The 25,421-nt window shown below is 69.3% G+C and carries 20 protein-coding genes; 7 read left to right on the forward strand and 13 right to left on the reverse strand.

Features of this window, described 5'->3' with window-relative positions; genetic code table 11:
- Positions 1-87 precede the first annotated feature (87 nt).
- The gene (locus AB0M24_RS33940) at positions 88-987 is read left to right on the forward strand and encodes an ATP-binding protein (RefSeq protein WP_363777406.1); all 900 of its coding nucleotides are present in this window, start codon (positions 88-90) and stop codon (positions 985-987) included.
- A 1-nt stretch (position 988) separates the two neighbouring features.
- On the opposite strand, the gene AB0M24_RS33945 is transcribed toward AB0M24_RS33940, so the two are convergent.
- The 4 genes from AB0M24_RS33945 to mraZ all read right to left on the reverse strand — a co-directional run bounded on the left by AB0M24_RS33945 (position 989) and on the right by mraZ (position 5,039).
- On the reverse strand, positions 989-2,896 hold the full coding sequence (locus AB0M24_RS33945) for a penicillin-binding protein 2 (protein ID WP_363777408.1): 1,908 nt from the start codon (positions 2,894-2,896) through the stop codon (positions 989-991).
- Positions 2,896-3,489, reverse strand: coding sequence for a hypothetical protein (locus AB0M24_RS33950; protein WP_363777410.1), 594 nt, complete (start codon positions 3,487-3,489; stop codon positions 2,896-2,898). Before AB0M24_RS33950 ends, AB0M24_RS33945 begins: the two co-directional genes overlap by 1 nt.
- Positions 3,486-4,439, reverse strand: a complete 954-nt coding sequence (gene rsmH / locus AB0M24_RS33955) for a 16S rRNA (cytosine(1402)-N(4))-methyltransferase RsmH (RefSeq protein ID WP_363777412.1) — start codon at positions 4,437-4,439, stop codon at positions 3,486-3,488. The genes AB0M24_RS33950 and rsmH overlap by 4 nt, the downstream gene beginning before the upstream one ends.
- Positions 4,440-4,607: 168 nt before the next feature.
- The gene (gene mraZ / locus AB0M24_RS33960; RefSeq protein ID WP_363777414.1) at positions 4,608-5,039 is read right to left on the reverse strand and encodes a division/cell wall cluster transcriptional repressor MraZ; all 432 of its coding nucleotides are present in this window, start codon (positions 5,037-5,039) and stop codon (positions 4,608-4,610) included.
- Positions 5,040-5,494: 455 nt separating this feature from the next.
- Between mraZ and AB0M24_RS33965 the strand changes: the two genes are divergently transcribed.
- Genes AB0M24_RS33965 through AB0M24_RS33975 form a run of 3 tightly spaced genes read left to right on the forward strand, consistent with a single transcriptional unit; the run spans position 5,495 to position 10,222 of the window.
- Positions 5,495-6,493, forward strand: coding sequence for a MoxR family ATPase (locus tag AB0M24_RS33965; protein WP_363777633.1), 999 nt, complete (start codon positions 5,495-5,497; stop codon positions 6,491-6,493).
- Positions 6,494-6,495: 2 nt separating this feature from the next.
- Complete coding sequence (locus AB0M24_RS33970) at positions 6,496-7,761, forward strand: DUF58 domain-containing protein (RefSeq protein ID WP_363777416.1); 1,266 nt, start codon at positions 6,496-6,498, stop codon at positions 7,759-7,761.
- Between the two features lies 1 nt (position 7,762).
- Entirely contained in the window at positions 7,763-10,222 is a 2,460-nt protein-coding gene (locus tag AB0M24_RS33975) for a DUF3488 and transglutaminase-like domain-containing protein (RefSeq protein ID WP_363777418.1), read from the forward strand.
- A gap of 69 nt (positions 10,223-10,291) precedes the next feature.
- On the opposite strand, the gene AB0M24_RS33980 is transcribed toward AB0M24_RS33975, so the two are convergent.
- Together AB0M24_RS33980 and AB0M24_RS33985 are read right to left on the reverse strand one after the other, a co-directional pair.
- Complete coding sequence (locus AB0M24_RS33980; protein ID WP_363777420.1) at positions 10,292-10,690, reverse strand: DUF3040 domain-containing protein; 399 nt, start codon at positions 10,688-10,690, stop codon at positions 10,292-10,294.
- Positions 10,691-11,060: 370 nt separating this feature from the next.
- Positions 11,061-14,204: a S8 family serine peptidase gene (locus AB0M24_RS33985; protein WP_363777422.1), complete on the reverse strand. Its 3,144-nt coding sequence runs from the start codon at positions 14,202-14,204 to the stop codon at positions 11,061-11,063.
- 260 nt (positions 14,205-14,464) lie between these two features.
- Between AB0M24_RS33985 and AB0M24_RS33990 the strand changes: the two genes are divergently transcribed.
- Both AB0M24_RS33990 and AB0M24_RS33995 read left to right on the forward strand, forming a co-directional pair.
- Positions 14,465-15,964 carry a M48 family metalloprotease gene (locus AB0M24_RS33990; protein ID WP_363777424.1) on the forward strand — a complete coding sequence of 500 codons (1,500 nt, stop codon included), beginning with the start codon at positions 14,465-14,467 and terminating at the stop codon, positions 15,962-15,964.
- A 12-nt stretch (positions 15,965-15,976) separates the two neighbouring features.
- Positions 15,977-17,077, forward strand: coding sequence for a DUF4034 domain-containing protein (locus AB0M24_RS33995; RefSeq protein WP_363777426.1), 1,101 nt, complete (start codon positions 15,977-15,979; stop codon positions 17,075-17,077).
- A 1,153-nt stretch (positions 17,078-18,230) separates the two neighbouring features.
- On the opposite strand, the gene dinB is transcribed toward AB0M24_RS33995, so the two are convergent.
- Together dinB and AB0M24_RS34005 are read right to left on the reverse strand one after the other, a co-directional pair.
- Complete coding sequence (gene dinB / locus AB0M24_RS34000) at positions 18,231-19,505, reverse strand: DNA polymerase IV (protein WP_363777429.1); 1,275 nt, start codon at positions 19,503-19,505, stop codon at positions 18,231-18,233.
- Between the two features lie 34 nt (positions 19,506-19,539).
- Positions 19,540-20,631 carry an amidohydrolase family protein gene (locus AB0M24_RS34005; protein WP_363777431.1) on the reverse strand — a complete coding sequence of 364 codons (1,092 nt, stop codon included), beginning with the start codon at positions 20,629-20,631 and terminating at the stop codon, positions 19,540-19,542.
- A gap of 12 nt (positions 20,632-20,643) precedes the next feature.
- On the opposite strand from AB0M24_RS34005, the gene AB0M24_RS34010 reads away from it, so the two are divergent.
- Positions 20,644-21,954, forward strand: coding sequence for a glutamine synthetase (locus AB0M24_RS34010; RefSeq protein WP_363777433.1), 1,311 nt, complete (start codon positions 20,644-20,646; stop codon positions 21,952-21,954).
- Here AB0M24_RS34010 and AB0M24_RS34015 read toward each other — a convergent pair.
- The 5 genes from AB0M24_RS34015 to AB0M24_RS34035 all read right to left on the reverse strand — a co-directional run bounded on the left by AB0M24_RS34015 (position 21,935) and on the right by AB0M24_RS34035 (position 25,323).
- On the reverse strand, positions 21,935-22,459 hold the full coding sequence (locus AB0M24_RS34015; RefSeq protein ID WP_363777635.1) for a sigma-70 family RNA polymerase sigma factor: 525 nt from the start codon (positions 22,457-22,459) through the stop codon (positions 21,935-21,937). The genes AB0M24_RS34010 and AB0M24_RS34015 overlap by 20 nt on opposite strands.
- Before the next feature lie 203 nt (positions 22,460-22,662).
- A complete protein-coding gene (locus AB0M24_RS34020) occupies positions 22,663-23,337 on the reverse strand; it encodes a sigma factor-like helix-turn-helix DNA-binding protein (protein ID WP_363777435.1) in 675 nt (224 codons plus the stop codon).
- A gap of 51 nt (positions 23,338-23,388) precedes the next feature.
- Positions 23,389-23,955 (reverse strand): sigma-70 family RNA polymerase sigma factor, encoded by a 567-nt coding sequence (locus AB0M24_RS34025; protein WP_363777437.1) that lies wholly within the window; start codon positions 23,953-23,955, stop codon positions 23,389-23,391.
- Positions 23,956-24,040: 85 nt separating this feature from the next.
- Positions 24,041-24,757, reverse strand: coding sequence for a class I SAM-dependent methyltransferase (locus tag AB0M24_RS34030; RefSeq protein ID WP_363777439.1), 717 nt, complete (start codon positions 24,755-24,757; stop codon positions 24,041-24,043).
- The gene (locus AB0M24_RS34035; protein ID WP_363777442.1) at positions 24,754-25,323 is read right to left on the reverse strand and encodes a sigma-70 family RNA polymerase sigma factor; all 570 of its coding nucleotides are present in this window, start codon (positions 25,321-25,323) and stop codon (positions 24,754-24,756) included. Before AB0M24_RS34035 ends, AB0M24_RS34030 begins: the two co-directional genes overlap by 4 nt.
- Between the last annotated feature and the right edge of the window lie 98 nt (positions 25,324-25,421).

Here is a 25,421-nt window from a genome sequence, read left to right on the forward strand (position 1 = left end):
GGCCGTGACCGCGCGGAAGCGACTGGTCGCTGTCCGCTACCCGCGAACGTCCGGCCTGTCCTCCAGCAGGCTCACTAGGCTCGACCAATGCACCGCTTCGCCGCCGGTCCCGCTCTGGCGCGGCTGGAATGGATCCTCGACGGCCTGGACGGGAAACCCGGCTGGGGAGCCGACGCGTCCGACGTGCTCGGCACCGAGTTCTCCGCCTTCGTCACGCCCCAGAGGTACCTCGAGGTCACGCGCGGCCGAGCGGCCCACTACGCGCCTGTCGTCGTGGTCGGTCTCGACGTCGGCGAGACCACCGCGCAGGCACGGATCCGTCGCCACGACGGCACCGTTGACGTCGTCACGTGCGTCGTCGAGGCCGAGCCGCCGCATCGGATCGCCTCCACGTGGGTCGTCGGACTGGTGCCGACCGATCTGACACCGAGGTTGCCGGACGACTTCGCCGACTACGACCTGAACTCCGCCGCGGGCGCCCGGCTGGTCGTGTTCTCCGGGGTGCCCGGCAGCGGGAAGAGCACCCTGGCCGAAGCGACGGGCGCAGAGCTGGGGATTCCGGTCTTCGCCACCGACTGGCTGCTCGGCGCGCTGACTCCGTTCGGCGGTCGTCATTTCGGCACGCTGGAGATGGCCGAGGAGGTGCTGACCACGCTCGCCCTCCGGCAACTCGTCGCCGGACAGTCCGTGATCCTCGACCACCCCACCGAACGGGTCGCGACCAGGGAGCGCTGGCACAGCCTGGCCCGCCGGGCCGGGGCGGAGTTCCGCGCGGTCGTGTGCCACTGCTCCGACCCGCACGTCCACCGCGCCCGGCTCGAAGGCCGCAGCCGCGGCATCCCCGGCTGGCACGACCCCGGCGACTGGCACGACGTGCGGCAGCGACAGGAGAGCTTCCCCTCCTGGTCAGGAGAGGCGCTCTCAGTGGACACCGTTCAACCACAGGAACGGTCCCTGGCCGCGGTCGTGCGGCACATCAGCGCCTGATCTACATCTGCAGCTGCACGAACGGGGTCTGCTCCGCCGACATCGGCACCTGGAACCGCTGCGACAGGTAGGTCGCGATGTCGTGGAACAACGGCGCCGCGGTGCCGCTGAACTGGGTCCCGTGCGGGTTGTCGAGCATGATCCCGACGACGTAGCGGGGGTTGTCGGCGGGGAAGATGCCGCCGAACGTGATCCAGTACTGCGACTGCGAGTAGCACTTGCAGTTCTGGTCGATCTGCTGCGCCGTCCCCGTCTTGCCCGCGATCTGATAGCCCGGCATGGCGGCCTTCGGGCCGGTGCCGTTCTGGTTCGCGTCGCGCGGGTCGACCTGGGCGACGTGGCTGAACATGTCGCGGACGGTCTTCGCGGTCTCCTGCGAGACGACGCGCACGCCCTCCGGACGCTGCTTCTCGTTGCGCGCGCCCTCCTCGCCGATCTCGGCGCGGATCAGCCGCGGCGGGATGCGCACGCCGTCGTTCGCGATGGCCTGGTACATGCCGGTCATCTGCAGCAACGTCATCGAGAGACCCTGGCCGATCGGCAGGTTGCCGAACGTCGAGCCGGACCACTGGTTCAGCGGCGGCACGAGACCGGACTCCTCACCGGGGACACCGGACTGCAGGCGCCGACCCAGGCCGAACTTCTGCAGCATCTCGGCGTAGCGCTCCTTGCCGACCTCCTGGGCCGCCATCAGCGTGCCCACGTTGGACGACTTGGCGAAGACGCCGGTGAACGACATGCCCACGGTGCCGTGGCCCCACGCGTCCTTGATGACGCGGTCGGCGACCTTGATCGAACCCGGCACCTGCAGCACGTCGGAAGGCTTGAAGAGGCCGTACTCGACAGCCGCGGCAGCCGTCACGATCTTGTTCACCGAGCCCGGTTCGAAGCTCGACGAGACCGCCGCGTTGCGCTTCTGGTCCTCGGAGGCCTTGCCGAAGTCGGTCGGGTCGAACGTCTTGTCGTTGGCCATCGCGACGATCTCGCCGGTGCGGCTGTCCAGCACGACGGCGGACGCGGTGCCGGCACCCGACTTCTTCGCGTAGTCGGTGACCATCCGCTGCACGGCGTACTGCGTGTCGATGTCGATCGTCAGCTCGAGGCTCTTGCCCGGCTGCGGCTGCACGAGCTCGCGTTCGGTGTTCGGGATGATCAGGGTGTCGTCACCGGACATCGTGTCGACCACGCGGCGGCCCATGCGACCCGCGAGCACGTTGTTCTGCATGCTCTCCAGGCCGAGGATGCCCTGGGTGGTCGGCGGCTTCTCCTCCTGGCGCCAGTTCGCCGCGCCGATGATGTTCGACGCCAGCTCGCCGTTGGGGTAGATGCGCTTGGAGCGGTACTCGGAGCCGATCTCGCTCGGGAACTTCGCGACGATCTTCGCCGCCTTGGCCGGTTCCGCCTCGCTGACCAGGACCTCGTAGCTGATGTCCTTGACGAGCTGCCCGTAGACGGTCTCCTCGTCGGTCTTCTCGCCGTTGACCTCGGGGCCGAGCGTGGAGGAGATGAACTTGGCGACCTCGCGCATGTGGTCGTCGTAGCTCACCGGGTACTGCTCGGGGTCCTTCGCGCGCGCCTCGTCCCACGTCTTGCGGGCGCGCTGCGGCAGGATGTAGAGCGCGCGGACCTCGATCGAGAACGCGAGCTGGTTGCCGTTGCGGTCGAGGATCGAACCGCGCTCGGCGGGGATGTTCAGCCTGGTCGTGCGCTGCTTCTGCGCCTGCAGCGACAGCTCACCTGCCTGCAGGCCCTGCACCTGCACGAGCTTGATGCCCGCGATCAGCAACGCGCCGATCAGCAGGATGCGGCCGACCGCGATGCGCAGCTTGGTGTTGCCACCCGTGCGCGCGGCCGGGCGGGAGCGCACCGACAACGGGCGGCGCGGCCCCCGCTGCGCAGGACCCGGCATCAGCCACCCGCCGGAGGAGTCTGGTTACCCGCGGGCGGGGTGTTCTGACCGGCAGGCGGCGCGGGCGTCTCCGGAGACGGCGGGGGCGGCGGCGTCGACTTGGTCGGCGCGCTCGGCTTGCCGAACTCCTCGATCGAACCGTCCGGGTTCTGCCGCAGCCGAGCCGGGTTCGTCGGCTCGACGAGGCCCATCTCGCCGGCCCGGCGCGCGAGGTCCGTCGGCGACTCGAGCAGCGCGACCTCACGGCGCAGCTGCTCCATCCGCAACGTCAGCTTCTCCGCCTCGGCCCGTGCCTCCTGCAGGCGGTACGTGTCGGCGGCGGCCTGGGTCGAGAAGTACATGATCCCGGCGACACCCGCGCCCAGCACGAGCATCACCAGCACCACGAACGGAGCCTTGGACGCGGCCTTCTGCTGCGGCACGGCGGCGCCGCCCCGCAGGTTCTGGGCACGCTGCGCACGACGGGCGTAGGCACGCTCGGCACCCGCGGTCCGCCGCCGCGCCTTGTCGTTCTCCTCGGCCTTTGTCTGTGACTTTGTCTGGGAAGGGTCCCGGGGCGACGGCCCACCGACCCTCGCGGGTGCCGCCGTCATCGCGGTTCTCCGATCCGTTCCGCCGCTCGCAGCCGCACCGGGGCCGCCCGCGGGTTGTCCTCGATTTCCTGCTCCGACGCGAGCTCCGCGCCCTTCGTGAGCAGCTTGACCTCGGGCCCGTGGCCCGGCAGCTCGACCGGCAGGCCCGGCGGCGTCTTCGACTTCGCCAGCTCCGCGAGCGCCTGCTTCACCATCCGGTCCTCGAGGGACTGGTAGGACTCCACGACGATCCGCCCGCCGATGCCGAGCACGCCCAACGCGGCCGGCAGCGCCAGCCGCAGCGACTCCAGCTCGCCGTTGACCTCGATCCGCAACGCCTGGAACGTGCGCTTGGCCGGGTGCCCGCCGGTGCGCCGCGACGCCGCGGGCACCACGGCGTAGAGCAGCTCGACGAGCCGTCCCGAGTTGGTGAACGGCTCCTTCTCGCGCTCCTTCAGCACCGCCGACGCGATCTTGCCCGCGAACCGCTCCTCGCCGTACGTGGAGAGGATCCGCGCGAGGTCGCCGTGCGAGTACGTGTTGAGCACGTCCGCCGCCGTCATGCCGGTGCCCTTGGACATCCGCATGTCGAGCGGGGCGTCCTTGGAGTACGCGAACCCGCGCTCTTCCTCGTCCAGCTGCAACGAGGACACGCCGAGGTCCATCAGCACACCGTCCACGTGCGAGTAGCCGAGGTCCTCGACGGCCTCGTCGATGTGGTCGTAGGTGACGTTCACGAGCTTCACGCGGTCGCCGTGCCTGGCCAAGCGGGCCGAAGCCATCTCGATGGCCTGCGGGTCGCGGTCGAGCCCGATCAACGTGAGCTCGGGGTGAGCGCTCAACAGCGCGTCGGAGTGGCCGCCCATGCCGAGCGTCGTGTCGACCACGACGGCGGGCCTGCCTTCGAGCGCCGGAGCGAAGAGTTCCAGGACGCGGTCCAGCAGCACAGGAACGTGCCGCGGCTGATCCATCGGTCCCTCGACTCCCCTGATGCGCGTTTCGGGTGACGTCAGGTCCCCGCCCGCCCGTCGAACCTGGCGCCGGGGAAGGTGCGCCAGGGCCGATAGTCGAGCGGACCGAGGCCTCACGGCACCCGAATCGCGTGTGGAACATCCGGCCTGTTGCTCGGCTGACCGCCATCAGAAGACGCCCGGAATGACCTCCTCGCGAGCCGTGGCGTAGCCGTCCTCGTGCTCTTCGAGATAGGTCTGCCAGGCCTGCGCGTCCCAGATCTCCATCCTGGTGAACGCGCCGACGACCACGCACTCCTTGGTCAACCCGGCATACCGGCGCAGTTCCGGTGCGATCAGAACGCGGCCCTGACCGTCCGGACGCTGCTCGTCCGTACCCGCGAACAGATACCGCTGATAGGCGCGTACGGCGTCGTTGGTGAACGGCGCCTCGGCGACCTTCCTCGCCATCTGCTCGAACTCAGCCCGGGGAAACACGTACAGGCAGTGGTCCTGGCCTTTGGTGACCATGAGACCTCCCGCCAGTTCGTCCCGGAACTTCGCAGGCAGTGTCAGCCGACCCTTGTCGTCCAGGCGCGGGTAGTGAGTGCCGAGGAACACGGCAGCCACCTCCCTTGCCGGGCGACGGACCGGCAGTGGAGCCCCCGTCTGCCCCACCGGCCGCCACAGTACCCCACTTTTCACCACAGTCAACGCTGAAACAGGTGTTTACACACCAACTCGTGACTCGTTTGTGCAGGTAGACGGAGTGGGGAGGCGTGGGGGGACGGTGGGGAGGGAGGTCAGCCACCACCTTGCCGAGTGAGGGTTCAGTCCCGATTCAGCACTCGAACGGCCTAGAAATTTCCGCTAAAACAACGTGTTGGGACGCCGAGGTGGGGGAAGGTGGAAACTGTTGGTGCGAACCCGGTGTAGCCCGCAGGTGTAGGTCACTTAGCCGTGGTTTGACACACTGCGTGAAACGCTCACACGTCCGTGTTCCGGACACGGCTGCTGGAGGTTTAGTGACACCGGGAAGCCCAAGCGCGAACAGCCACGCGCCGGTCGATCAGGCCCTGGGTGAGTTGCACGGCGCCGTACAGCGGATCGCCGCCAACGTCGAACGGGTGCTCGTCGGCAAACCCGACGTGGTCCGTCTCGCCCTCGTGACGCTGCTCGCCGAAGGGCACCTGCTCGTGGAGGACGTGCCGGGTGTCGGCAAGACCTCACTGGCGAAAGCGCTTGCCCGATCCATCGACTGCACCGTGAGCCGCGTGCAGTTCACGCCCGACCTGTTGCCGAGCGACATCACCGGCTCGTCGATCTACAACCGGCAGGAGAACGACTTCGAGTTCCGGCCTGGCCCGATCTTCGCGAACATCGTGGTCGGCGACGAGATCAACCGCGCCTCCCCCAAGACGCAGTCCGCGCTCCTGGAGTGCATGGAGGAGCACCAGGTCACGGTCGACGCCCACACCTACCCGCTGGGCTCGCCCTTCATGGTGATCGCGACGCAGAACCCGATCGAGATGGAGGGCACCTACGCCCTTCCCGAGGCGCAGCGCGACAGGTTCACCGCGCGCGTGTCGGTCGGCTACCCGGACCCGGCGGCCGAGCTCGCGATGGTCGACGAGCACGCCGGCCACAACCCGCTCGACGACCTGCGGCCCGTCTCGGACGCGGCCCAGGTGCTGCGGCTGATCGAGACCGTGCGCCGGGTGCACCTGTCCCCCGAGGTCCGCAGGTACGCGGTCGAGCTGGTGTCGGCCACGCGCCGGCTGCCGGAACTGCGGCTGGGCGCCTCGCCCCGGTCGACGTTGCACCTCGTGCGCGCCGCACGCGCGCAGGCGGCGCTGGCGGGTCGTGACTTCGTGGTGCCGGACGACATCCACGCGATCGCGATCCCCGTGCTCGCACACCGGCTCGTGATGACCGCGGAGGCCCAGGCCGCCCGCCGGTCGCCCGCCGAGCTGATCAGGGCGCTGCTGCAGCGGGTGCCGGTGCCGACGGCGGCACTCGACCCTAGCGCGGCCTTTGTCCGCAGCATGAACAACAACGCAGGGACGCCACGCTAACGATGCGAACCGCACTCTCCGGTCTGACCACGCGCGGACGATGCTTGCTGGCCGCGGGGTTCGCCGCCGGAGTGTGCGCCGCGGTGCTGAACGAGCGCGACCTGCTCCGGGTCGCGGCGTTCGTGATCGCGCTCCCGCTGCTGGCCGCGTGGCTCGCGACGAGGGCTCGGGTCGGCCTGCACGCCGCCCGGTTCCTCGCGCCGAGCCGCGTGCCGGTCGGGGCCGCGTCCGAGGTGAAGCTCGACCTGCGCAGCACCGGCCGGTTGCCGACCGGCGGGCTGATGCTGGAGGACACCGTCCCGTACGCGCTGGGTGCGCGGCCGCGGTTCCTGGTGGAGCGGCTGCCGCGCAACACGCCCACGACGCTGCGCTACCCGCTCAAGCCGGTCATGCGCGGCATCCAGCAGGTCGGGCCGCTGATGGCGCGGATCACCGACCCGTTCGGTCTCGCGGAGTTCGACCGCGAGCTCGCCGGCCGGTCGCGGCTGGTCGTCGTGCCCCGAGTCGTGCGGCTGTCGGGTCTGCCCGGCGGATCCGGCATGGGCGCGGGCGACGACGGCTCGATCCGCCTGCGGGCCGGTCAGGGCGAGGACGACGCGGTGGTGCGCCAGTACCGGCACGGTGACGACCTGAGGAAGGTCCACTGGCGGTCGACGGCCCGGCGCGACGAGCTGATGGTGCGCGTCGAGGAACGTCCGTGGCGCGGCGGCACGACGGTGCTGCTGGACCACCGCGTGAACGCGCACCGCGGCAGCGGCCCGACGGCGTCGCTCGAGTGGGCGATCTCGTTCGTGGCGTCGATCTGCCTGCACCTGCACCACTTCGGCCACCAGGTGCGCCTGGTCTCCGAGGACGGGCGGGTGCTCGCGGGCGGGTCGTCCGACGGCGGGCACAGCGACCACGTGGTGCTGGACTCGCTGGCCGCGCTGCAGGGCTCGCACCGCCGCGAACTGAGCGGCGGCATCGACCCCGGCGCCGGCCAGGAGGTCATCGCGGTGCTCGGCGGGGTGTCGCCGACGTCCGTGGAAGAGCTGATCCGGTACCGGCCGCGCGGCATGCGCAGCCTGGCCGTGCTGCTGGACGTGAACGCGTGGGCCGGCGGGACGGACGCCACCGCGCCGGAACCCGAGGACGCGCGGCGGCTGCTCACCAGCGCGGGCTGGGGTGTGGCGATCGCGCGGCCGTCGACGTCGATGCAGCAGGTGTGGCAGGAGTTGTGCGCCTCGGCCGGCCACCGGGGACCGTCCATGCGCTCGGAGGTGGGCTGAGATGGGGTCCCGTTCCGCACCCGCGAAGGCGACCGAGACCGAGTGGTTCACCTCGGCCACGCCGTGGATCGCCGCGCTGGCCGTGCTGTGCGCGTCGACCGCGTTGTCGGGGGTCATCGAGGGTGATCTGTGGCTGGTGCGCATCGGCGTGGTGATCGTCGCGATCACCGTGACCGGCGCGTTCCTGCGGGCGACCCGGCTGACCCCGCCGCTGGTCGCGATCGCCCAGGTCTTCGTGCTGTTGTGCCTGCTCACCGCGTTGCACACGCGGTCGGGCATCTTCCTGTTCATCCCCGGTCCCGAAGCGCTGGGCGAGCTCGGCGACGTGCTCGCGGAGTCGGTCGCGCAGGTGCAGACCGGGGTGCCGCCGGTGCACGCGACGCCGGCGATCCAGGCGCTCGTGGTGCTGGCGATCGGCCTGGTCGCGGTGCTGGTGGACACCCTCGCGGTGGCCGCGGCGGCTCCCGCGGCGTCCGGGCTCGTGCTGCTGTGCGTGTTCGCGGTACCCGCGTCGCTGGCCGACGAGATGCTGCCGTTCTGGACGTTCGTGCTGGGCGCGGCGGCGTTCGCGCTGCTGCTCGCGGTCGACGGCCAGCACCGGCACGAGGCATGGCGCGGCAGGCTCGGATCGGGCTCGGCGAGCGGATCCGGCAGCTCGGCGACGTCGGTGGCGTCGATCGCCATGGTGATCGCGCTGATCGTCGGCGCCGGGTTCACGTTCGTCGGCACGGTCGGGCGGCTGCCGATGGGCGGCGGCGGTGGCGGCAAGGGCGGCATCGGGCTGAGCGAGATGACGTCGTTGCGCGGCATGCTCAACCGCGGCCGGCCCGCCGAGGTGTTCCAGGTGCGCGGCCTGCCGGAGCAGACCTACATGCGCGCGACCACGCTGGCCAAGTACGTGCCGGACAAGGGCTGGGAGCGCGGCACCGACCCCGGCGGCCAGCCCGCGCGCGGCGAGCTGCCGCCGCAGGCCGGTGACCGCGGCGAGGGCAAGACGACCAGGATCGACATCGAGCCGCGCGACTGGCGGAGCTTCTGGCTGCCGACCTACGGCGCCGTGCGGCGCATCGAGACCCCGGACGACGACTACCGCTTCGACGTGAAGAAGGGCGTGATCTTCAGCCAGCGGGAGCGCGAGCCGGAGTCGTACACGATCGACACGGTGCTCTCGACGCCGACGAAGCAGGCGCTGCGCGTGACGCCGGACCTGAAGAACGCCGTCGACGCCGAGTACTACAAGTTCGACGGTGTCGAGAAGGAGGTGGTCGACCTCGCGAACAAGATCGTCGAGGGCGCCACCAACAACTTCGACAAGGCCGCCGCGCTGACGGCGTACTTCGGCACGGTCAACGGGTTCAAGTACGACGTGAAGACCCAGGGCGACGTCACCAAGGACGCGCTGACGGACTTCGTGACCAAGGGCAAGATCGGCTACTGCGAGCAGTTCGCCTCCGCGATGGCCGTGATGGCGCGCGTGGTCGGCCTGCCGTCGCGCGTGGCGATCGGCTTCACCGCCGGTGTCGCGTCCGCCGACAACTCCTACCGCGTGATCAGCACCGAGGACGCGCACGCGTGGGTCGAGATCTTCTTCCCGAACCACGGCTGGATGACCTTCGACCCGACCCCGATCTCCGACGGCCGCGGCGTCGTGCCGCCGTACCTGCGGGAGACCTCGCAGGGTCAGGACGAGCAGCCGACGGCAGAGACGAAGACCGAGACCGTGGCGCCGTCCGCGTCCGGGTCGGCCCAGCCGTCCGCCGCGGCGGACGGGACCGAGGACACCCCGGGCCAGGAGCAGGCCGCCGACGAGGGCACGCCCGCGTGGCAGCTCTGGACGCTGGGCATCGTGCTGGTGCTCGCTTTCCTGGTGACGTTGTTCGTGGTGCTCGGCATGCGCAGGGCGGGCATGAAGCGTGCCGCGTGGGCACGCAACCTGCTGATACCCGCTGCGGCGGGGCTGTGGCTGATCGGTGTCGGCCTGGCCGCGGCGCTGCTCTCGTGGCTGCTCGCGGTGGTGCTGGTGATCGCCGGTCTCGTCCTGACGCCACTGGTGGTGCGTGCGGTCCGTCGCCGCAACCGTCTGCACACGGTCGCGGCGCTCGGCCCCGGTGCGGCGACGGCGGCGTGGGCGGAGCTGATGGCGGAGTCGATCGACCGCGGCGCGCCCGTGCCGGCGTCCGAGACGATCAGGGCGGCCGCGCGCAGGCTGGCCCGCGAGCACAACCTGGACGACGCGGGCAAGGGCGGCCTGCGCACGGTGATCGGGGCGATCGAGCGGTCCTGGTACAGCGCGAACCCTGCCGCCGATCCCGCGCTGCCCGGTGGGCTCGCCGCAGTGCGACAGTCGTTGCGACAGAACGCTCCGCTGTCGTTGCGGGCGAAGCTGTTCCCGAAGTCGGTGCTCAAGCCGTCGCCCGCGCCGATGGCCGAGACGCCGGAGCGGGAACCCGTTCCGGTCTAGGGTTCGTGGCAAAGCGAAGGGCCCGCTCCCCTGGTGGGGGCGGGCCCTTTCGCTTGAGCGGGAAGGCGCTTACTGCTCCTCGTCGAAACGACGGCGGAAGCGCTCCTCCATCCGTTCGGAGAACGAGCTGCGGCTGCGGGTCGGCTTGCCGTCTTCCTGCGTCCCCTCGGCGACCTGGTCACCACGACGCAGCGTCGTCAGGGTGATGAGCACACCGAAGAACATGAGCAAGAAGCCGAAGACGCTCACGACGGGGATTCCGACGATCGCGAGCTTCGACAGAAAGCTCACACCGGCGACGAGCGCCGCCACACCTACGACGAACAGCACGATGCCCTGTACACGGCGCCGCTTGGACGGCCGCCGCAACTTGGCGCCTCGTACGGTGGATGCGAACTTCGGGTCCTCGGCGTAGAGCGCGCGCTCGATCTGGTCGAGCAGTCGCTGCTCGTGCTCGGAGAGTGGCATCGTTCCTCCTCCGGCACAGCGGTCGCGGGCGCCGGGTGTTTTCGGTTTCCGCCGAACCCGGCGGACGACCCACCCTGGGGACGTCACTCTCCAGGATACGATCCGCGCGGCCCGGCGACTACCCAGTCGGCCTTCTCATACGGTCGGTTCTGTCACCATCATCCTTCTAGGGCAGTGGTGAGGGCCTCGTGAGGCCTCCTCACGGCCCTTGTGGAGCCGCTTTCACACGTTTCCGCCCTGGCAACGGGCCCCGAACGCCCCGCGACGGAGCGTGACATCGCCCCGCTGCCTGTCTCACTTCGCGCCACGCGGGGACCGCCCGTACGTTCGTGCCGTACGAGAGGCCCCCGCGTGTGGTCCGGAAGCCGGGTCAGTCCGCGATCTTGTAGGCGCGCAGGACGGTCACCTCACCGGTGTTGCCCGCGGCGTCCGCGGTCTTCGCCCGCAGCGAGGCGAACTTCGCGCCCTTCGGGTGCTTCACGATCGCCTTGTCCCCGGCCACCTGGACCTGCTTCCAGGTCGCGCCGTCGTCGAACGACACCTCGACGGTGACGCGCTTGACCTTCGGCGTGTTCTGCTGCTGCTCGATCTTCAGCGGGAGGACGAGCACACGGCCGTGGGCGGTGTCCTTGTCGTCCAGCTTGGGCAGGAACCGCACGACCGTGAGCGGCAGGTGCGTCACGTCGGTGGTGTGCTTGGCCTTGAACGTCCAGGCGCCGCTGACCTTCGTGGACACCTCGGCGGTGCGGCTGTGTTCCATCTCGGCTCGGTAGGAGCCTTCCGCCGCCGGGACGTCGAAGATCGCGCCCGGTCGCGGTTGTTCGCCGAGCTTCGTGCCGTTGTGGAACAGCGTGGTCTTCGCGGTTCCGGTACCGGCGCTGCCCTCACCGCCGTTGTTGTCGGTGAAGAGCGGGACCCGCACGGCGATCTGGTCCTCGAGCCGCGCGAGGCCGAAGCCCGGCGCCTCGGGAACCGACGGGCTCAGAATCGCCCCGCCGAACGCCTGCGAGTACTTCTTGGTGGCCTTGAACGAGTTCGCGTTCGTCGAGGTCGAGTACTCGCGGGTGCCGTCCGGCGCGTTGCGGTCGTAGATCCAGCTCCACTTGGCGCCCGCGGTCGTGACGTAGTCGACCGCCCGGCCGTTGTCGGGCACCTGGGCGTACCAGGCGAAGCCGCCGCTGCCGTCGGCCGGGTGGGGCATGGCCGCGACGCCGTGGACGTAGCCCGCGCCCGCCGAGCGGAAGGTGCTCGTCATCTCGGCGAGCTCGTTCTGCTTGGCCGTGCGCTCGTAGCCCGTCGTGATGCCGCGCTCGGTATACGTCAGGCGGTAGCTCACCGGCGTCTTCTCGTCGCGAGGTGTGCCCTGGAACTGCTCGGCCACCGTGGTGCTGAAGCCCGGCGCGTCCTCGCCGAGCCGGGCCGTCAGGAGCTGGCCCGCGAGACCGTCGAAGAACAGCCAGCCGCTGCCGAACTGCTGTCCCGCGACCTTGGTGGTGTACGAGATCGTGCCGATGATGCTCTTGGCACCGGGGTCCGGCGTCTTGAGCGCGACCGGCTTGGCCTGGCGGCCGTCGACCGTCAGCGAGGTCTTGCCGTTCACCACGAACTTGGGCTGCACCAGCAGGAGAACCTTGCGGTCCGCCGTGAAGATCGGGCTGTCCACGATGTACTCGCCCTTGGGCAGCCGGATGTTCTTCGCCTGAGCCGAGTAACCCTTGCCGGTCTTGATGTTCACGAACGACGTCGCGTGATCCGCGGTCGGGTTGCCGTCCGCGCCCAGCACCGAGACGCCGACGTCGTAGCTCTCGACCTCCTTGTTGACGCTGATCAACGTGCGCTGCCCGTTCGACGCGACGACCGCGCCGCTGTAGGCACCGTCGGCCGCGTTCGCCTTGGTGTCAGCGGTGATCGTGGCCTTGGCCTCGCCGCCGGCGGGGACGGTGATCTTGGCCGGAGACACCGAGAACAGACCGGCGGGCGAGGGCTTGCCGTCCGGTCCGGTGACGTCCACGGTCAGGTCGAGCGTGAGCGGTTCCTTGCCCGCGTTGCGGTACGTGACCTCGCGGACGACCTTCTGGTCGTCGTCGTGCGGCCACTGCTGCACCCCGAAGTTGATGTTGGCGGGCTCGGAGACCACCTGCTGCGTCAGCATCTTCGGCACGTCGACGCGTCCGGTGCCCTGGTCGAACGTCTTCAGCGCCGGATTCGCCTTGGCGGAAGCCATGATCGTGGCCTTGAGGCGCGCGCCGGTCCAGTCCGGGTGCTGCTGCTTGAGCAGCGCGACGACACCCGCGACGTGCGGGGTGGCCATCGACGTGCCGGACATCGCGACGTGCCCCTGCGTGCCCGCCTCGGCCGCGACGATGTCGACACCGGGCGCGGTCACGTCCGGCTTCACCGCACCGTCCGCGGCGGGGCCACGGCTGGAGAACGGCGCGATGCCGTCGTTGCGGTCCACTGCCCCGACGGTCAGCGCCGACTCGGCACTACCCGGCGAGCCGATGGTCTCCGGACGTCCCGAGTTGCCCGCCGCGATCACGAACAGCGCGCCGGTCTCGGCGGAGATCCGGTTGACGGCCTCCTCGATCGGGTCGATCTCCGGGGTGTCACCACCTCCCAAGCTCATGTTGACGACCTGAGCGCCCTGCTCGGCCGCCCACTGCATGCCGCCGAGAATCGCCGACTCGGTGCAGCCACCGGGCTGGCAGACCTTGGCGTCGATGATCTCGGCGTCCGGCGCGACACCGCGGTACTTCTCGCCCTTGCTGGCGATCGTCGACGCGACGTGCGTGCCGTGGCCGACCTCGTCGGTGGCGTCCGGCGAGTCGGTGAAGTTCTTCTCGGCGATCTGCTTGCCCTGCAGGTCCGGGTGCTTCTCGTCGACACCCGTGTCGACGACGGCGACCTTCACGCCCTTGCCCGTGACACCCTGCTGCCACGCCTCGGGCGCACCGATCTGCTTGGTGCTGCGGTCGAGCGACACCTTGCGGACGCCGTCGAGCCACACCTTCTCGACCGCGCCACCGCGCAGCGACTCCCACGCGCTGCCCGACTTCTCGGCCGTGCCCGTGACGAGGTCTGCCACGGATCCCTTGGCGCTCAACGCGTTCACGCCCGACCGTGCGCCCGCCGCCGGCCGCACGATCAGAGGAACGGTGCTGCGCCGCGCGTCGTCGTAGCCGAACTCCACCAACGACGTCACGTCGAACAGCCGCGGGTCGAGCTTTCCGTTGGCCACCAACGGAACCGCGTCCACCGGCACGACGTGCTGGTGCCCGTTCTGCGTGAACGTGCGCACGGGCAGCTTCTCACGACCCGGCCCCGGCACGTACCGCACGACCCGGCCACCGGCCAGCTCCACCCGGTCACCGGTGATCAGCGTGACCCTCTGGTCGCGCTCTCCCGACACCGGCTCGTCCGCGTGCGCGACAGCCGCCGTCACCGCGGTGACGAGGCCTGCCGACAACGCGAGCGCGGTGATCCCCCGACGGGCACCTCGCTGTCCTGCTCTCACTGGGTACCTCCAGTGCTCGATGAGGTGTTGCGTCAGTGACCGTAGGGACACCGAGCGTCACCCCACCTCCTTCTGAAGGCCGGAGGTGCCGTAACGGATGTCAGCCCGCAGAGGTACGCGCGGTAGCCGATCGACTGGTTGACAAACGGGTCGTTGATCCGTTTTCGCCGTCTTTTCGGGATTGAGTCGTGACCGTCCATCGTGCACACTGCGTGCTGCCGCCATCTGGGGCGCGGCACTGGGGGAAGGTCGCTCTACTCATGCGTGTTTCGTTGCGTGCTGCCATCGCCGTAGCGCTGCTCGTCGGTTTCTACGTGCTCGCCTTCGGGTTGATCGGCGGACTCCTCGCTCTCGAGGCGTACGCCCTGATCAACCGCCCGTTCGTCGGCGTGAAGCTGGCCCTGCTCGTGGTGCCGGTGGTGTTCGCGCTGGTCAAGGGCCTGATCTCGCTGGAACGCCGCGAGCAGGACGAGGTGCCCGGCACCCTCGTCACCCCCGCGGAACAGCCCGCGCTCTGGGACCTCGTCCGCCGCCTGGCCGCCGACGTCGGCACCCGCCCGCCGGACGAGATCCGGATTCTCGCCGCGGTGAACGCCGGTGTCGCCGAAGACACCCGTTTCCTGGGTCTGCGCGTGGTGAAGCGCAGGATGTTCATCGGTGCTCCTCTGCTCACCTCCTTCACCGAGAAGCAGCTCATCGCCGTGCTCGCCCACGAGCTCGGGCACTACGCCAACAAGGACACGCGCCTCGCCGGAGTCGTGGTCTCCGGCCGCGACGCCATGCTGCGCGCCGGCTCCCACATGAACACCGAGCACTGGTTCCAGCGCATGATCGCCAAGCTGTTCCGGGGCTACGCCAAGCTCTACCTCCGCGTCTCTCAGGCCATCAGCCGCCGGCAGGAGTTCGCCGCCGACCGCTTCTCGGCCTCGCTGGCCGGTTCCTCCGCCGCCTCTTCCGCCCTGCGCGAACTGCCGGTGATCGACGCCGCGTGGGACCTCTTCACCGACCGCCACCTGACCGTCGCCTGGGAGCTCGGCTACCTCCCGACGACGTTCTTCGACGGCTTCGCCCGCCTGCGCACCTCCCCCGAACTCCACGAGGAGCTGGAGGAGATCCGCCAGCACCCGTCCGACCCGGACCGCGGCCCGTACGACTCGCACCCGCCGCTGCAGGACCGCATCGCCGCCATCGACGCCCTGGCCCTGGAACCGTCGTCGGGCTGGGGCGACCGCCCGGCCGTCGAACTGCTCACCGACCCGACGCCGCTGCTCGACTCCGCGGTGATGAACTCGCTCTCGGCCGAGGCCCGCACCAAGACCCGAGTCGACTGGGCCACGCTGAGCCACATCGGAGCCCGCGCCCGCGTGGTGCACGGAACCGAGCGCCTGCTGCAAGCCGCTTCCGGCGCGATGAACCAGCCGCCGTCACTGACGACGGTCCTCGACGCCCTGGACGCCGATCGGTTGGCCGAACTCGGCACGGCCGTTCCCGGCAACAGGGAAGCGGGCGCGCGTGCCCGCCGCGAGATGGCACGCGGCGAGGTCCTGCCCGAGCTCTCGGCCCTGGTGGCGCTGGCGTTCTCCGACGCGGGCCTCGCCCACTGGGAGCTCGACTGGCTTGGACGGACCACGTTCGTCACCTCCTCCTCCGACTTCGGCATGACCGACCACCTGGACGCGGCGGTCGCGGGTTCCACCGACGGCCTGCGTTCCGCACTGGCGCTCGCCGGTGTGGCCCCCGACTACCGCCCCGCGCGCTAAGGATCTCTTCTCGTGGTTCTCTCCCTTCTGTTCAAGCCCAAGGAACTCATCACCGTCATCCGCCTGATGCGCGAGGCCAAGCGCCTCGGCGTCGAGATCGACGAGCTCCCGTCCGACGTGGTGGCGGCCCACGTCCTGCCCAAGACCCACCCGGAGCGCTACGGCCTGGTCCCGGACGCCGACGTCACTTCCTCTTCTCCTTTGGAGGACTTGGCTCTGGCCGCCGTGAAGGACGACGTCCGCGCCGGCAACTGGGAGAACGCCGCCGACCTGGTCGCCGCCACCCTCGGCGACTGGGACCGCCGACAGCGAGTGGTGTGGGCGCTCGCCGACCTGGCCGCCAAGGACGACACGTGGATGACGGCCTGGCAGACCGGCCGCCCCGGCGACCCGCACTGGGCCGTGGTGCACGCGATGTCGCTGGTGTCCCTGGCTTGGGACATTCGCGGCAGCGGCACCGCTTCTTCGACTGGTCAAGCGCAGTTCGAAGGCTTCCACCGCGTGCTTTTGGAGGCTCGTGCCGCTGCTGGAGTTGCGGCCTCTTTGCTGCCTTCGGACCCGACGCCGTGGAACACGCTGCTTACTTTGGCGCGCGGGTTGCAGGTGTCGCACGACGAGTTCCAGGCGATCTGGTCCGAGCTGGTTGCTCGGGATCCGTTGCACCACAACGGACACCAGCAGGCCTTGCAGTACTGGTGCCGCAAGTGGCACGGGTCGGATGAGCTGGCTTTGGAGTTCGCGCTCTCGGCTGCTGCTTCGTCGCCGAAGTTCTTGGCTTGGCCGTTGCAGGCTGCTTACGAGGCTGCTTCTACTTCTCCGGAGATGTTCCGCGCGCCTGAGGTGGTGGCCTCCTTGGATGCGTTGCTGGATCGGTTGGACGATGAGGGTGCTTCCACTTACTCGTTGCGGGATGACCGCGGGTATGCGGCTTTCGCTTTGATTCAGCTGCACCGGTTCGAGGAGGCTGTGGGGCAGTTCCGGGCTTTGGGGGCGTTGGCGGATGCTGGGCCTTGGGACTACTTCGCTGAGCCTCGGCTTACGTTCCTCAGTCTTCGCGGGATTGCGGTTAAGGCGATGGCTCGGGGTAAGGGCGTCAAGGCGCCTGCTCGGTAGGGATCGCGGGCTCGGCAGGGACCGCGGGCTCGCCAAGGCTGTGGCGGCACGGCAGGACCGCGGTTGCTGAGCCGCGGGTTGCTGGGCTGTGAGTCGCGGGACTGCGAGTCACCGGACTGGGTTGGCCAGCCCAGGGCGACGGACACGGCGCGGTTGCGGACTGCGGGCTCAGCGCGGCTTCGGATTCCGGCTGCCGGCTTGGGGTTGGCTGGCAGCCGGTAGCGGGCTTGTGTTGGCAGGCTTGGGATCACCGGCTGCGGGGTGAGATCGAGGACGCCGGCTTGGCGTTGGCGGCCCGGGGTCGCCGGGCTGTGGTCTCGCGCGGTTCACGCGGGCGTTGGATTGGGCGGGCTAGCGCGGCACGGATGGATTCCGGTGTGCGTGGCTAGGTTGTGCGGGCGCGGGTTAGCCGACTGTTGCTGGGATTCTGGGGCGCGGGACGGGGAGCGGGGTTCGGCGTTCCATCACCGCGCGTTCCAGTTGGCGGGCTGGGGATTCGCCCAGGAGTTTGCGGGCCAGGGCTGTGCCTCGGGGTGGGGCGAAGGCCAGTTCGTGGCGCAGGGCTTGGAGGCTTACGTAGTGGTTTGCCTCTTCCAGGATGGCTTGGGTGTCCGGGATGGATTTGGTTCTGCGGACTGCGTCGATGGCGGCGCGTTCTAGTGGGGCTGTGTGGAAGCCTCGGCGGAGCACCGGTTTGGGGAGGCGATCTGTGTGTTCTATGCGCAGGGGGCCGTAGCCCATTGACCTCGAGCGGCGTGGGGCCAGGACGTGGATTGGGCCTAGCAGCGGGATGGCTGACTTCATGCCGTGGAGGCATAGGGCGTCGAAGGCTGTGAGCATGGCGTTTTCGCCTGCGTACATGAGGGCCGCGTGGACCAGTTGCGTGCGGCTGGGGCCTGCTCGGCTCAGGAGCAGGATGCCCGGTAGGAGGCGTTGCCAGGGGCCGCCTGGGCGGCTGCGTTGCTCTACCAGGGACGGGGTCAGTCCTATGTGGAGCAGGGTGGCGATCTGGGCTACTCGGTGATCGAAGAGGGTGCCCAGGGCTTCCAGGTCGATGGGGTGGCGCATGGGTTCATCTTGGGCCGGGGACGCAGCCACAAATCCGGGCTAGAAAGAAGTTGTGGATAACTGACGGGTTGTGGACAAGTCGCGATCACTCAGGCTTCGGTTCGAACTCGGCTGTCCTTTCTGGACTGTTGCGCAGGAGTGAGGCTGGGCGGACGGCTAGCGAGCCGAAGCGGGAACGGGCCTGGTCAGCGGCTTGCTCGGCTTCGCGCCAGCCGCGTTCCGGGGCGTCGAAGATCAGTTGCTGGGCGGAGTCGGCGTTGTCAAGGCCCTCTATTCGGACGCCGATCAGGCGGACCGCGCCTGGCGGGACCTGGGTGTCCAGAAGCTCGACCGCTGTGCGGTAGATCTCCTGGGTCACGTCGGTGGCGACGGGCAGGGTGCGCGAGCGGGTGATCGTGGTGAAGTCGGAGAAGCGGACCTTGATGGAGATCGTTCGGCCCACCAAACCCTTGCCGCGCAACGAACCCGCCGAGCGTTCGGACAGGCGCAACAGCTCCAGGCGCAGCACGGCACGGTCGTAGTGGTCGACCTCGAAGGTCTCCTCGGCACCGATCGACTTCTCGCGGGAGACAGGCACGACCGCACGATCGTCGACGCCGGCGGCCAGCGCGTGCAGGTGCTCCGCCAACGCCACGCCGATGAGACGGCGCAACCTGGGCAGCGGGGTGGCGGCGACGTCGGAAACGCGTTCCAGACCCAGTTCCTCAAGGCGCGCGGCGGTTTTCGCGCCCACCCCCCACAAGGCCGACACCGGCAGCGGGTGCAGGAACTCCAAAGACGCCGAAGCGGGAACGACCATCATCCCGTCCGGCTTGCACATGCCGGACGAGAGCTTGGCGAGGAACTTCGTCGACGCCACCCCGACCGAACAGGTCACGCCAAAGGCATCGAACACACGCGCACGAACCAGCTCCCCCACACCGCCCGGAGTCAGCCCCAGACGGCGAAGAGCACCACCCACGTCCAGAAATGCCTCGTCAAGAGAGAGCGGCTCCACCAACGGCGTGATGTCGCGGAAGATCGCCATGACCCCGCGCGAGACCTCCTGGTAGAGATCGAACTGCGGCGGCAGGTACACGGCGTGCGGGGCCAGTCGACGAGCGTGCGCGGTGGGCATCGCCGAGCGCACGCCGTACTCGCGGGCCAGGTAGTTGGCCGAGCAGACGACACCACGACCACTGACGCCGCCGACCACGACCGGCACCGAGGCGAGCTCAGGGCGCTCGCGGATCTCCACCGACGCGTAGAAGGCGTCCATGTCGACGTGCAGCATCCGGCAGCCCGTGTCATCAGGCCAGACTCCGTCACGCGCACGGAACCGGTCGACCAGGCCGCGTGGCAGGTTCGCACTGCGACCCATGAACACCCCCTCGAACGTCAGTTCGAAGCGAATCCTACAGTTTGTACACGCGCGCCGCGTTCTCCGACGCGATGAGTCGCGCGATCCGGTGCGCGTCGTCCTCGACGAACGCGTCCCGCCGCAGTCCATCGGCCAGGAAGTCGGACAACGCCTGCCGGAACAGCAACGCCCCGAGGTAGTACAGCTCAGGCAGTGCGAACGCGTCCGAGGAGAACAGGAACTTGCCGTAAGGCACGATCTCCAGCGCCTCGGCGAACACCCGCGAAGCCTGATGCCCCAACCCGTGCGTCGCCAGCCCGAGATCGCAGAACACGTGCGGGAACACCTGCGCGAGATACCCGGCCTGCCGGTGGAACGGGTAGTTGTGCAACAACAGCACCGGAACACCCAACGAAGCAGTCGCGCGCAAGAACGGCGTCAGCAACGACGGATCGCAACGGTGCAGATCGATGTCCGAGTCGCCGTAGCCCACGTGGAACTGCAACGGCAGCCCGGCGTCCAACGCCTCCCACGCCAGCCACGAGATCAGCACCGGATCCTTCACCGGGCCAGCCCCGCGCCAAGAGCTCAAAGCCCGCAGCGCATCAGCCTCCGACGGCCGCTCACCACTCAGCGCCAGCCCCATCCGGTACGCCGCCACCGACTTCGCTCCCACCACGCCAGGAGACCGCAACCGCGCACGCAGCTCGGAAACGAAGTCGTCGGCCTCCGCCAGCTCCTCCGCCACGTGCTCCAGCCGAACGATGTCGTGCGAAACAGCCCCGGCCAACGACGCCAGCTCCGCCCCCGACAACAACCGCTCCGGCTGAAACCCGCCGTCCACCAGGAACGTGTGAATCCCGGAAGCCATCAGGAACGTCCGCGACACCTCGGTGATGTGCAGCGAGTTCCTCCGTTCGAGGTACTCGTCCGCCGACGCGTGCCGAGGCAGGTCCAGCAGCGGCGCACACCACCGGCGCACCGCGAACCCCACGGCCGAGTCGAAGAACGACCCGCCCAGCTCACCAACCGAGTCCGCTTCCAACAGCAGCGACTCGAACTCCGAACGAGTGCTGTCAACGCGCAACACCCCGTGGCAGTGGTGATCTATCAGCCCGAGTTCGGCGACGAACGGCAAGATGCCCATAACCTTAGGATCGTGGACTCTGCGGAACGGGACCAGCGGTTCGACCGGGCGACGGAACTCTTCGACGGGCTGAACGCCAGGGACGTGCGCGTCGTGGCGCTCACCTGGGTCGACAACAGCGGCATCACACGCACCAAGTCCGTGCCTCTGCGCAGACTGGCGCACGCAGCAGCACACGGTGTCGGCGCGTCGCCGGTGTTCGACGTCTTCCTGTTCGACGACTGGATCATCCAGGGCCGGTTCGCCGGCGGCCCTGTCGGCGACTTGCGCCTGCACCCCGACCTGGACCGCCTCACCGTGCTCGCGGGCCAGCCGGGCTGGGCCTGGGCACCGGCCGACCGCCACTTCCAGAGCGGCGTCCCGTACCCCATGGACCAGCGTCTTCAGGCGCGCAAGGCCGTCGGGAACCTCGAAGCCCACGGCCTCACCGCCCAGGCGGGCTTCGAGATCGAGTGGTGCGTGGGCAAGCCCGACACCGACGACTACGTCCCCGCCACGAGCGGTGCCGCCTATGGACACGCACGGCAGGTAGAGCTGTCCGACTACTGCGTGGACATCCTCTCGGCGTTGGACCAGCAGGACGTCGAGGTCCTCCAGTTCCACCCCGAGTACGCGGCCGGCCAGTTCGAGGTGTCCACGGCACCCGAAGACCCCGTCGCAGCAGCAGACACCGCCGTACTCGTCAAAGAGACCATCCGCGCCATCACGATCCGCCACGGCATGCGCCCGTCGTTCTCCCCCAAGGTCGTCAACGGCGGCGTGGGCAACGGCGGCCACCTGCACTTCAGCATCTGGCGCGACGGCACGAACCTGTACAAGGACTTCCACGACGAGGCGAAGCAGTTCACCGCGGGCGTCCTCAGCCACATCCGCGCGTTGTGCGCCATCGGCTGCCCCTCTCTCGCGAGCTACCTCAGGCTCGTGCCGCACACGTGGTCAGCACCGTTCGTGGCGTGGGGCGAGGAGAACCGCGAGACGGCGCTGCGCCTGATCCAGGACAACCTCGAGATCAAGTGCTTCGACCTCACCGCGAACCCGTACCTGGTCGTCGCGGGTGTCATCGCGGCCGGTCTGGACGGCATCGCCACCCAGGCAACGCTCCCCGAGGGCCTCAACATCGACCCGGCGCTGCTCGACGGCACCCAGCGACTGCCCACGTCGCTCAAGGAAGCCGTCGACGAGTTCGAGAAGGACGCCGTGCTCACCGAGGCGTTCGGCAAGGAGCTCGCGGGCACGATCGCCGACGTGAGGCGCGGCGAGATGGAGCGCTACAAGGACGCGAGCCCGCAGGGAATCGCCAACATCACCCGCTGGCGCCACTGATCTCGCGGCGCAACCGCGTCAACGCCCGGTGCTGAGCCACCCGCACGGCACCGGGCGTGGAGCCGACCGCCTCGGCCGTCTCCTCCGCCGACAACCCCACCACCACACGCAGCACCACGATCTCGCGCTGCTTCTCGGGCAACACGCGCAGAAGAGCGGCCATCTGCGCGGACATCTCCCCCTGCATCGCACGCTGCTCGGGCCCGGCCTCGTCGTCGATCGCCTCAGGCACCTCGGGCACGGGCTCGGCGCGGTTGCGGGTGTGGCTGCGGTACGAGTCGGCGACCTTGTGCGCCGCGATCCCGTACACGAACGCCAGGAACGGCCGCCCCTGATCCCGGTACGACGGCAGCGCGGTCAGCACCGCGAGACACACGTCCTGCGCAACGTCATCCGCCGACGCGAACGACCCGACGCGCGCGCGGCAGTACCGCACGACCAACGGCCTGATGGTCCCCAACAGCCTGTTGATCGCCGAACGATCCCCGGCCACGGCCAGCGCCACGTGGCTGTCGGCCGCCTCGGGCCTGGTCGAGTAGTACGACGGCGCCGGCGGATCGACCGGCTCCTTGCCGCCCACGTCCGAGGTCCGCGACACCAACGAGTCCAGCACGCCGGGAGTCACGTCGATCGAGCCCCCGACGGACGACTGCTGGACAGCCTCCGCGGGAACCTTGCGATGCAGACCGGGCGTGAAGTCCACGCGGATCACCGTTCCTCGTCCGAGTGCTGGCGTGCGGTGAGCCGAGCGCGCCGGATCCGGCCCTCGACGGCTCTCGGGGTGAGGCGGGTGAGCTCCGCGATCTCCGCGTGCGAGTAGCCCTGCTCGTGCAGGATCAACAACCGGCGGCTGTCCTCGCTCAACGCGGCGAACACCGCGTCGGCGGCCTGCTGCTCGAGAACGGTGTCCTCGGGCGTTCCCTCGGCCACGACCTGCTCCAGGGAGGCGAACGAGTCCAGCAGGTCGACGTCGCGCCAGCTGTTCCTGCGCGTCTGCCACCGCCGGTACACGTTCGGGAAGGCCAGCACGCACGCGTTGACGAAGTACTCGTACAACGGCTGCCCGCGGTCGACCGACCACTCCTTGCCGAGCAGGCCTCGCTCGCAGAAGATCACGAACCCGTCGAAGACCGCCTCGCTCGCCAGCTCCTCCGCCTCGTCCAGCGGAATGGCCTCCTGGTGCAGGTACCGGCCATGCCTGCCGCAGCGGGCGAACATCGATCCGGAACGCACAAGCCTTGTAACAAACGTGAGGCCGCGTCCGAGAAGCTGGCGATGGAAGTGGTCCCAGAGCGGACCCGTCAGCCCTGACTCGCGGAGGTGCTGCACCAGCACCCCGTCGAAGCGCAGCCGTTCGGCGAGCGCTGAGTCAGAACCCCTCATGCCCATAGGTATGTCGTTTGGATGCATTTAGCCCACGCAACCAAATGAGATTCACCCGATCGGCACACTGGCTGCGGCTATTTCCTTCCGCAGACGCCCCAGTGCCCGGTGCTGAGCGACCCGGACGGCGCCCGGCGTCGATCCCACAGCCTCCGCGGTCTCCTCGGCGGAGAGACCCACCACCACGCGCAGCACGAGGATCTCGCGCTGCTTCTCCGGCAGCATCCGCAGCAACTCGCCCATGGCGCCGTTCATCTCGACCTGGAGGGCGAAGTCCTCCGGTCCGGCACCCCGCGAAGCCTGGTCCGGCACCTCGGCCATCGGCTCCGCTCGGTTACGAGCGAGGGCCCTGTGCGCGTCGGCGACTTTGTGCGCCGCGATGCCGTAGACGAAGGCGAGGAAGGGCCTGCCCTGCTCCCGGTAGTTCGGCAGGGCCGTCAGCACGGCCAGGCAGACGTCCTGTGCGACGTCGTCCGCGGTTGTCGCGGAACGCCCCACCCGTGCGCGACAGTACTTCACCACCAGCGGACGCAGGTAGCGAAGTAGCTGGTCAGTGGCCCTGGCATCGCCGTGCACGGCCAGGTTGACCAGTTCCGCGGATAAAGCCGAACTCTCCATCCGAAGCTTCCCCTCTTCGACATCCCGTGGAGGAGACGTGCCACACGTCACTCCTTATGCGGAAAGTAGGGAGAAACTTCAAACGTCACTCGTTCGGAGCAACCATCAGCGGTTGGTAATAGGCGTGGAGCGACCACTCCGCGTAACCGAAACCCGCGCGTTCCACCAACTCGGTGATTTCGTGACGAGTAATCGCCCAATACCGTGCCTTGCCCACCTCGACGCGCCACGACTCGGCCTCGTGCAGCTGGAACATCTCCAGCTCGTACCGATCACCGTCCCAGTGCCACAGCTGGAACCACACGACCCGGCCAGGCCCCACGGACGGCGGCGTCGACAACGGCCGCGAACGCCGGATCTCGTCGTAGTCGCGCGTCGAGAGGATGAGCCGGCCGCCGGGCCGCAACACCCGCCGCATCTCTCGCAGCGCCGCCAGGACGTCCTCAGCCGTCAGCAGGTGCGGAAGCGCGTTGTCCGCGGCGAGCACGACGTCGAACGAGTCGTCGGCGAACGGCAACGCACGCATGTCCGCCGCGGACGCGGGCAACGAGACCCCACGCGCGGAGGCCTCCGCAACGGCCCGAGCCGCCGCCACAGGACTCAGATCGGAACCGACGACGGAGTACCCGCGCTGGCCCAGACCGATCGCCTGCGTGCCGATGCCGCACGCACAGTCCAGAACGCGCGCGCCGGCCGGGATGAACTCCGAGAGCTGCGAGGCCTGCCGGGCCATGGACGCGTCCCAGTCCGGGAACATCCGGTCGTACGACCCGGCCAGCCCGTCGTAGAACGCCCCGGTCAAATCAGCTCCTCGACCCCCACCGACGACCGCAGCTTCGCCAGTGCCCGGTGCTGAGCCACCCGGACGGCACCCGGCGTGGACCCGACCGCCTCGGCCGTCTCCTCCGCCGTCAAGCCGACCACCACGCGCAGGAGCAGGATCTCGCGCTGCTTGTCCGGCAGCCCCTCCAGCAATCTACCCAGCCGCACCGACAACGACCCGAGCAGCGCGTTCTGCTCCGGATCGACGGCCAGCGACGGCCCGTCCGGCACCTCGGCGACGGGTTCGGAGCGGTTGCGCGCCGACACCCGATGAGCGTCCGCGACCTTGTGCGCGGCGATTCCGTACACGAACGCCAGGAACGGCCGCCCCTGGTCGCGATAGGTGGGCAACGCCGTGAGCACCGCCAGGCAGACCTCCTGCGCCACGTCGTCCGCGGACGCATACGCCCGTTCGTTGCGACCGACGCGCGCACGGCAGTACCGCGACACCAGCGGACGGACGGACGCCAGCAGCCGTTCGACGGCACGCCGATCACCCGCGACGGCCTCGTTGACGAACGAGGCCAGCAGGTCGGAACTCTCCATGGCGATGGTCCCTACTTTGGCAGCGGAGCCATTATCTTTCGCCCCGAAGTCGTTTGGGACCAGTCAGCGCGACCATAAAAGTCACGACTGCAAACGGT

Source organism: Lentzea sp. NPDC051838 (assembly GCF_040681245.1).
Taxonomy (GTDB): domain Bacteria; phylum Actinomycetota; class Actinomycetes; order Mycobacteriales; family Pseudonocardiaceae; genus Lentzea.

What these genes read in the sequence shown, in the direction of transcription:
- AB0M24_RS34035 (WP_363777442.1), bottom strand. Translation starts at nt 25,323, where the DNA reads ATGGAGAGTTCCGACCTGCTGGCCTCGTTCGTCAACGAGGCCGTCGCG.
- AB0M24_RS33990 (WP_363777424.1), top strand. Translation starts at nt 14,465, where the DNA reads ATGCGTGTTTCGTTGCGTGCTGCCATCGCCGTAGCGCTGCTCGTCGGT.
- rsmH (WP_363777412.1), bottom strand. Translation starts at nt 4,439, where the DNA reads ATGGATCAGCCGCGGCACGTTCCTGTGCTGCTGGACCGCGTCCTGGAA.
- AB0M24_RS33970 (WP_363777416.1), top strand. Translation starts at nt 6,496, where the DNA reads ATGCGAACCGCACTCTCCGGTCTGACCACGCGCGGACGATGCTTGCTG.
- dinB (WP_363777429.1), bottom strand. Translation starts at nt 19,505, where the DNA reads ATGGGTCGCAGTGCGAACCTGCCACGCGGCCTGGTCGACCGGTTCCGT.
- AB0M24_RS33945 (WP_363777408.1), bottom strand. Translation starts at nt 2,896, where the DNA reads ATGCCGGGTCCTGCGCAGCGGGGGCCGCGCCGCCCGTTGTCGGTGCGC.
- AB0M24_RS34020 (WP_363777435.1), bottom strand. Translation starts at nt 23,337, where the DNA reads ATGAGGGGTTCTGACTCAGCGCTCGCCGAACGGCTGCGCTTCGACGGG.
- AB0M24_RS34005 (WP_363777431.1), bottom strand. Translation starts at nt 20,631, where the DNA reads ATGGGCATCTTGCCGTTCGTCGCCGAACTCGGGCTGATAGATCACCAC.
- AB0M24_RS33950 (WP_363777410.1), bottom strand. Translation starts at nt 3,489, where the DNA reads ATGACGGCGGCACCCGCGAGGGTCGGTGGGCCGTCGCCCCGGGACCCT.
- AB0M24_RS33975 (WP_363777418.1), top strand. Translation starts at nt 7,763, where the DNA reads ATGGGGTCCCGTTCCGCACCCGCGAAGGCGACCGAGACCGAGTGGTTC.
- AB0M24_RS33940 (WP_363777406.1), top strand. Translation starts at nt 88, where the DNA reads ATGCACCGCTTCGCCGCCGGTCCCGCTCTGGCGCGGCTGGAATGGATC.
- AB0M24_RS33980 (WP_363777420.1), bottom strand. Translation starts at nt 10,690, where the DNA reads ATGCCACTCTCCGAGCACGAGCAGCGACTGCTCGACCAGATCGAGCGC.
- AB0M24_RS34025 (WP_363777437.1), bottom strand. Translation starts at nt 23,955, where the DNA reads ATGGAGAGTTCGGCTTTATCCGCGGAACTGGTCAACCTGGCCGTGCAC.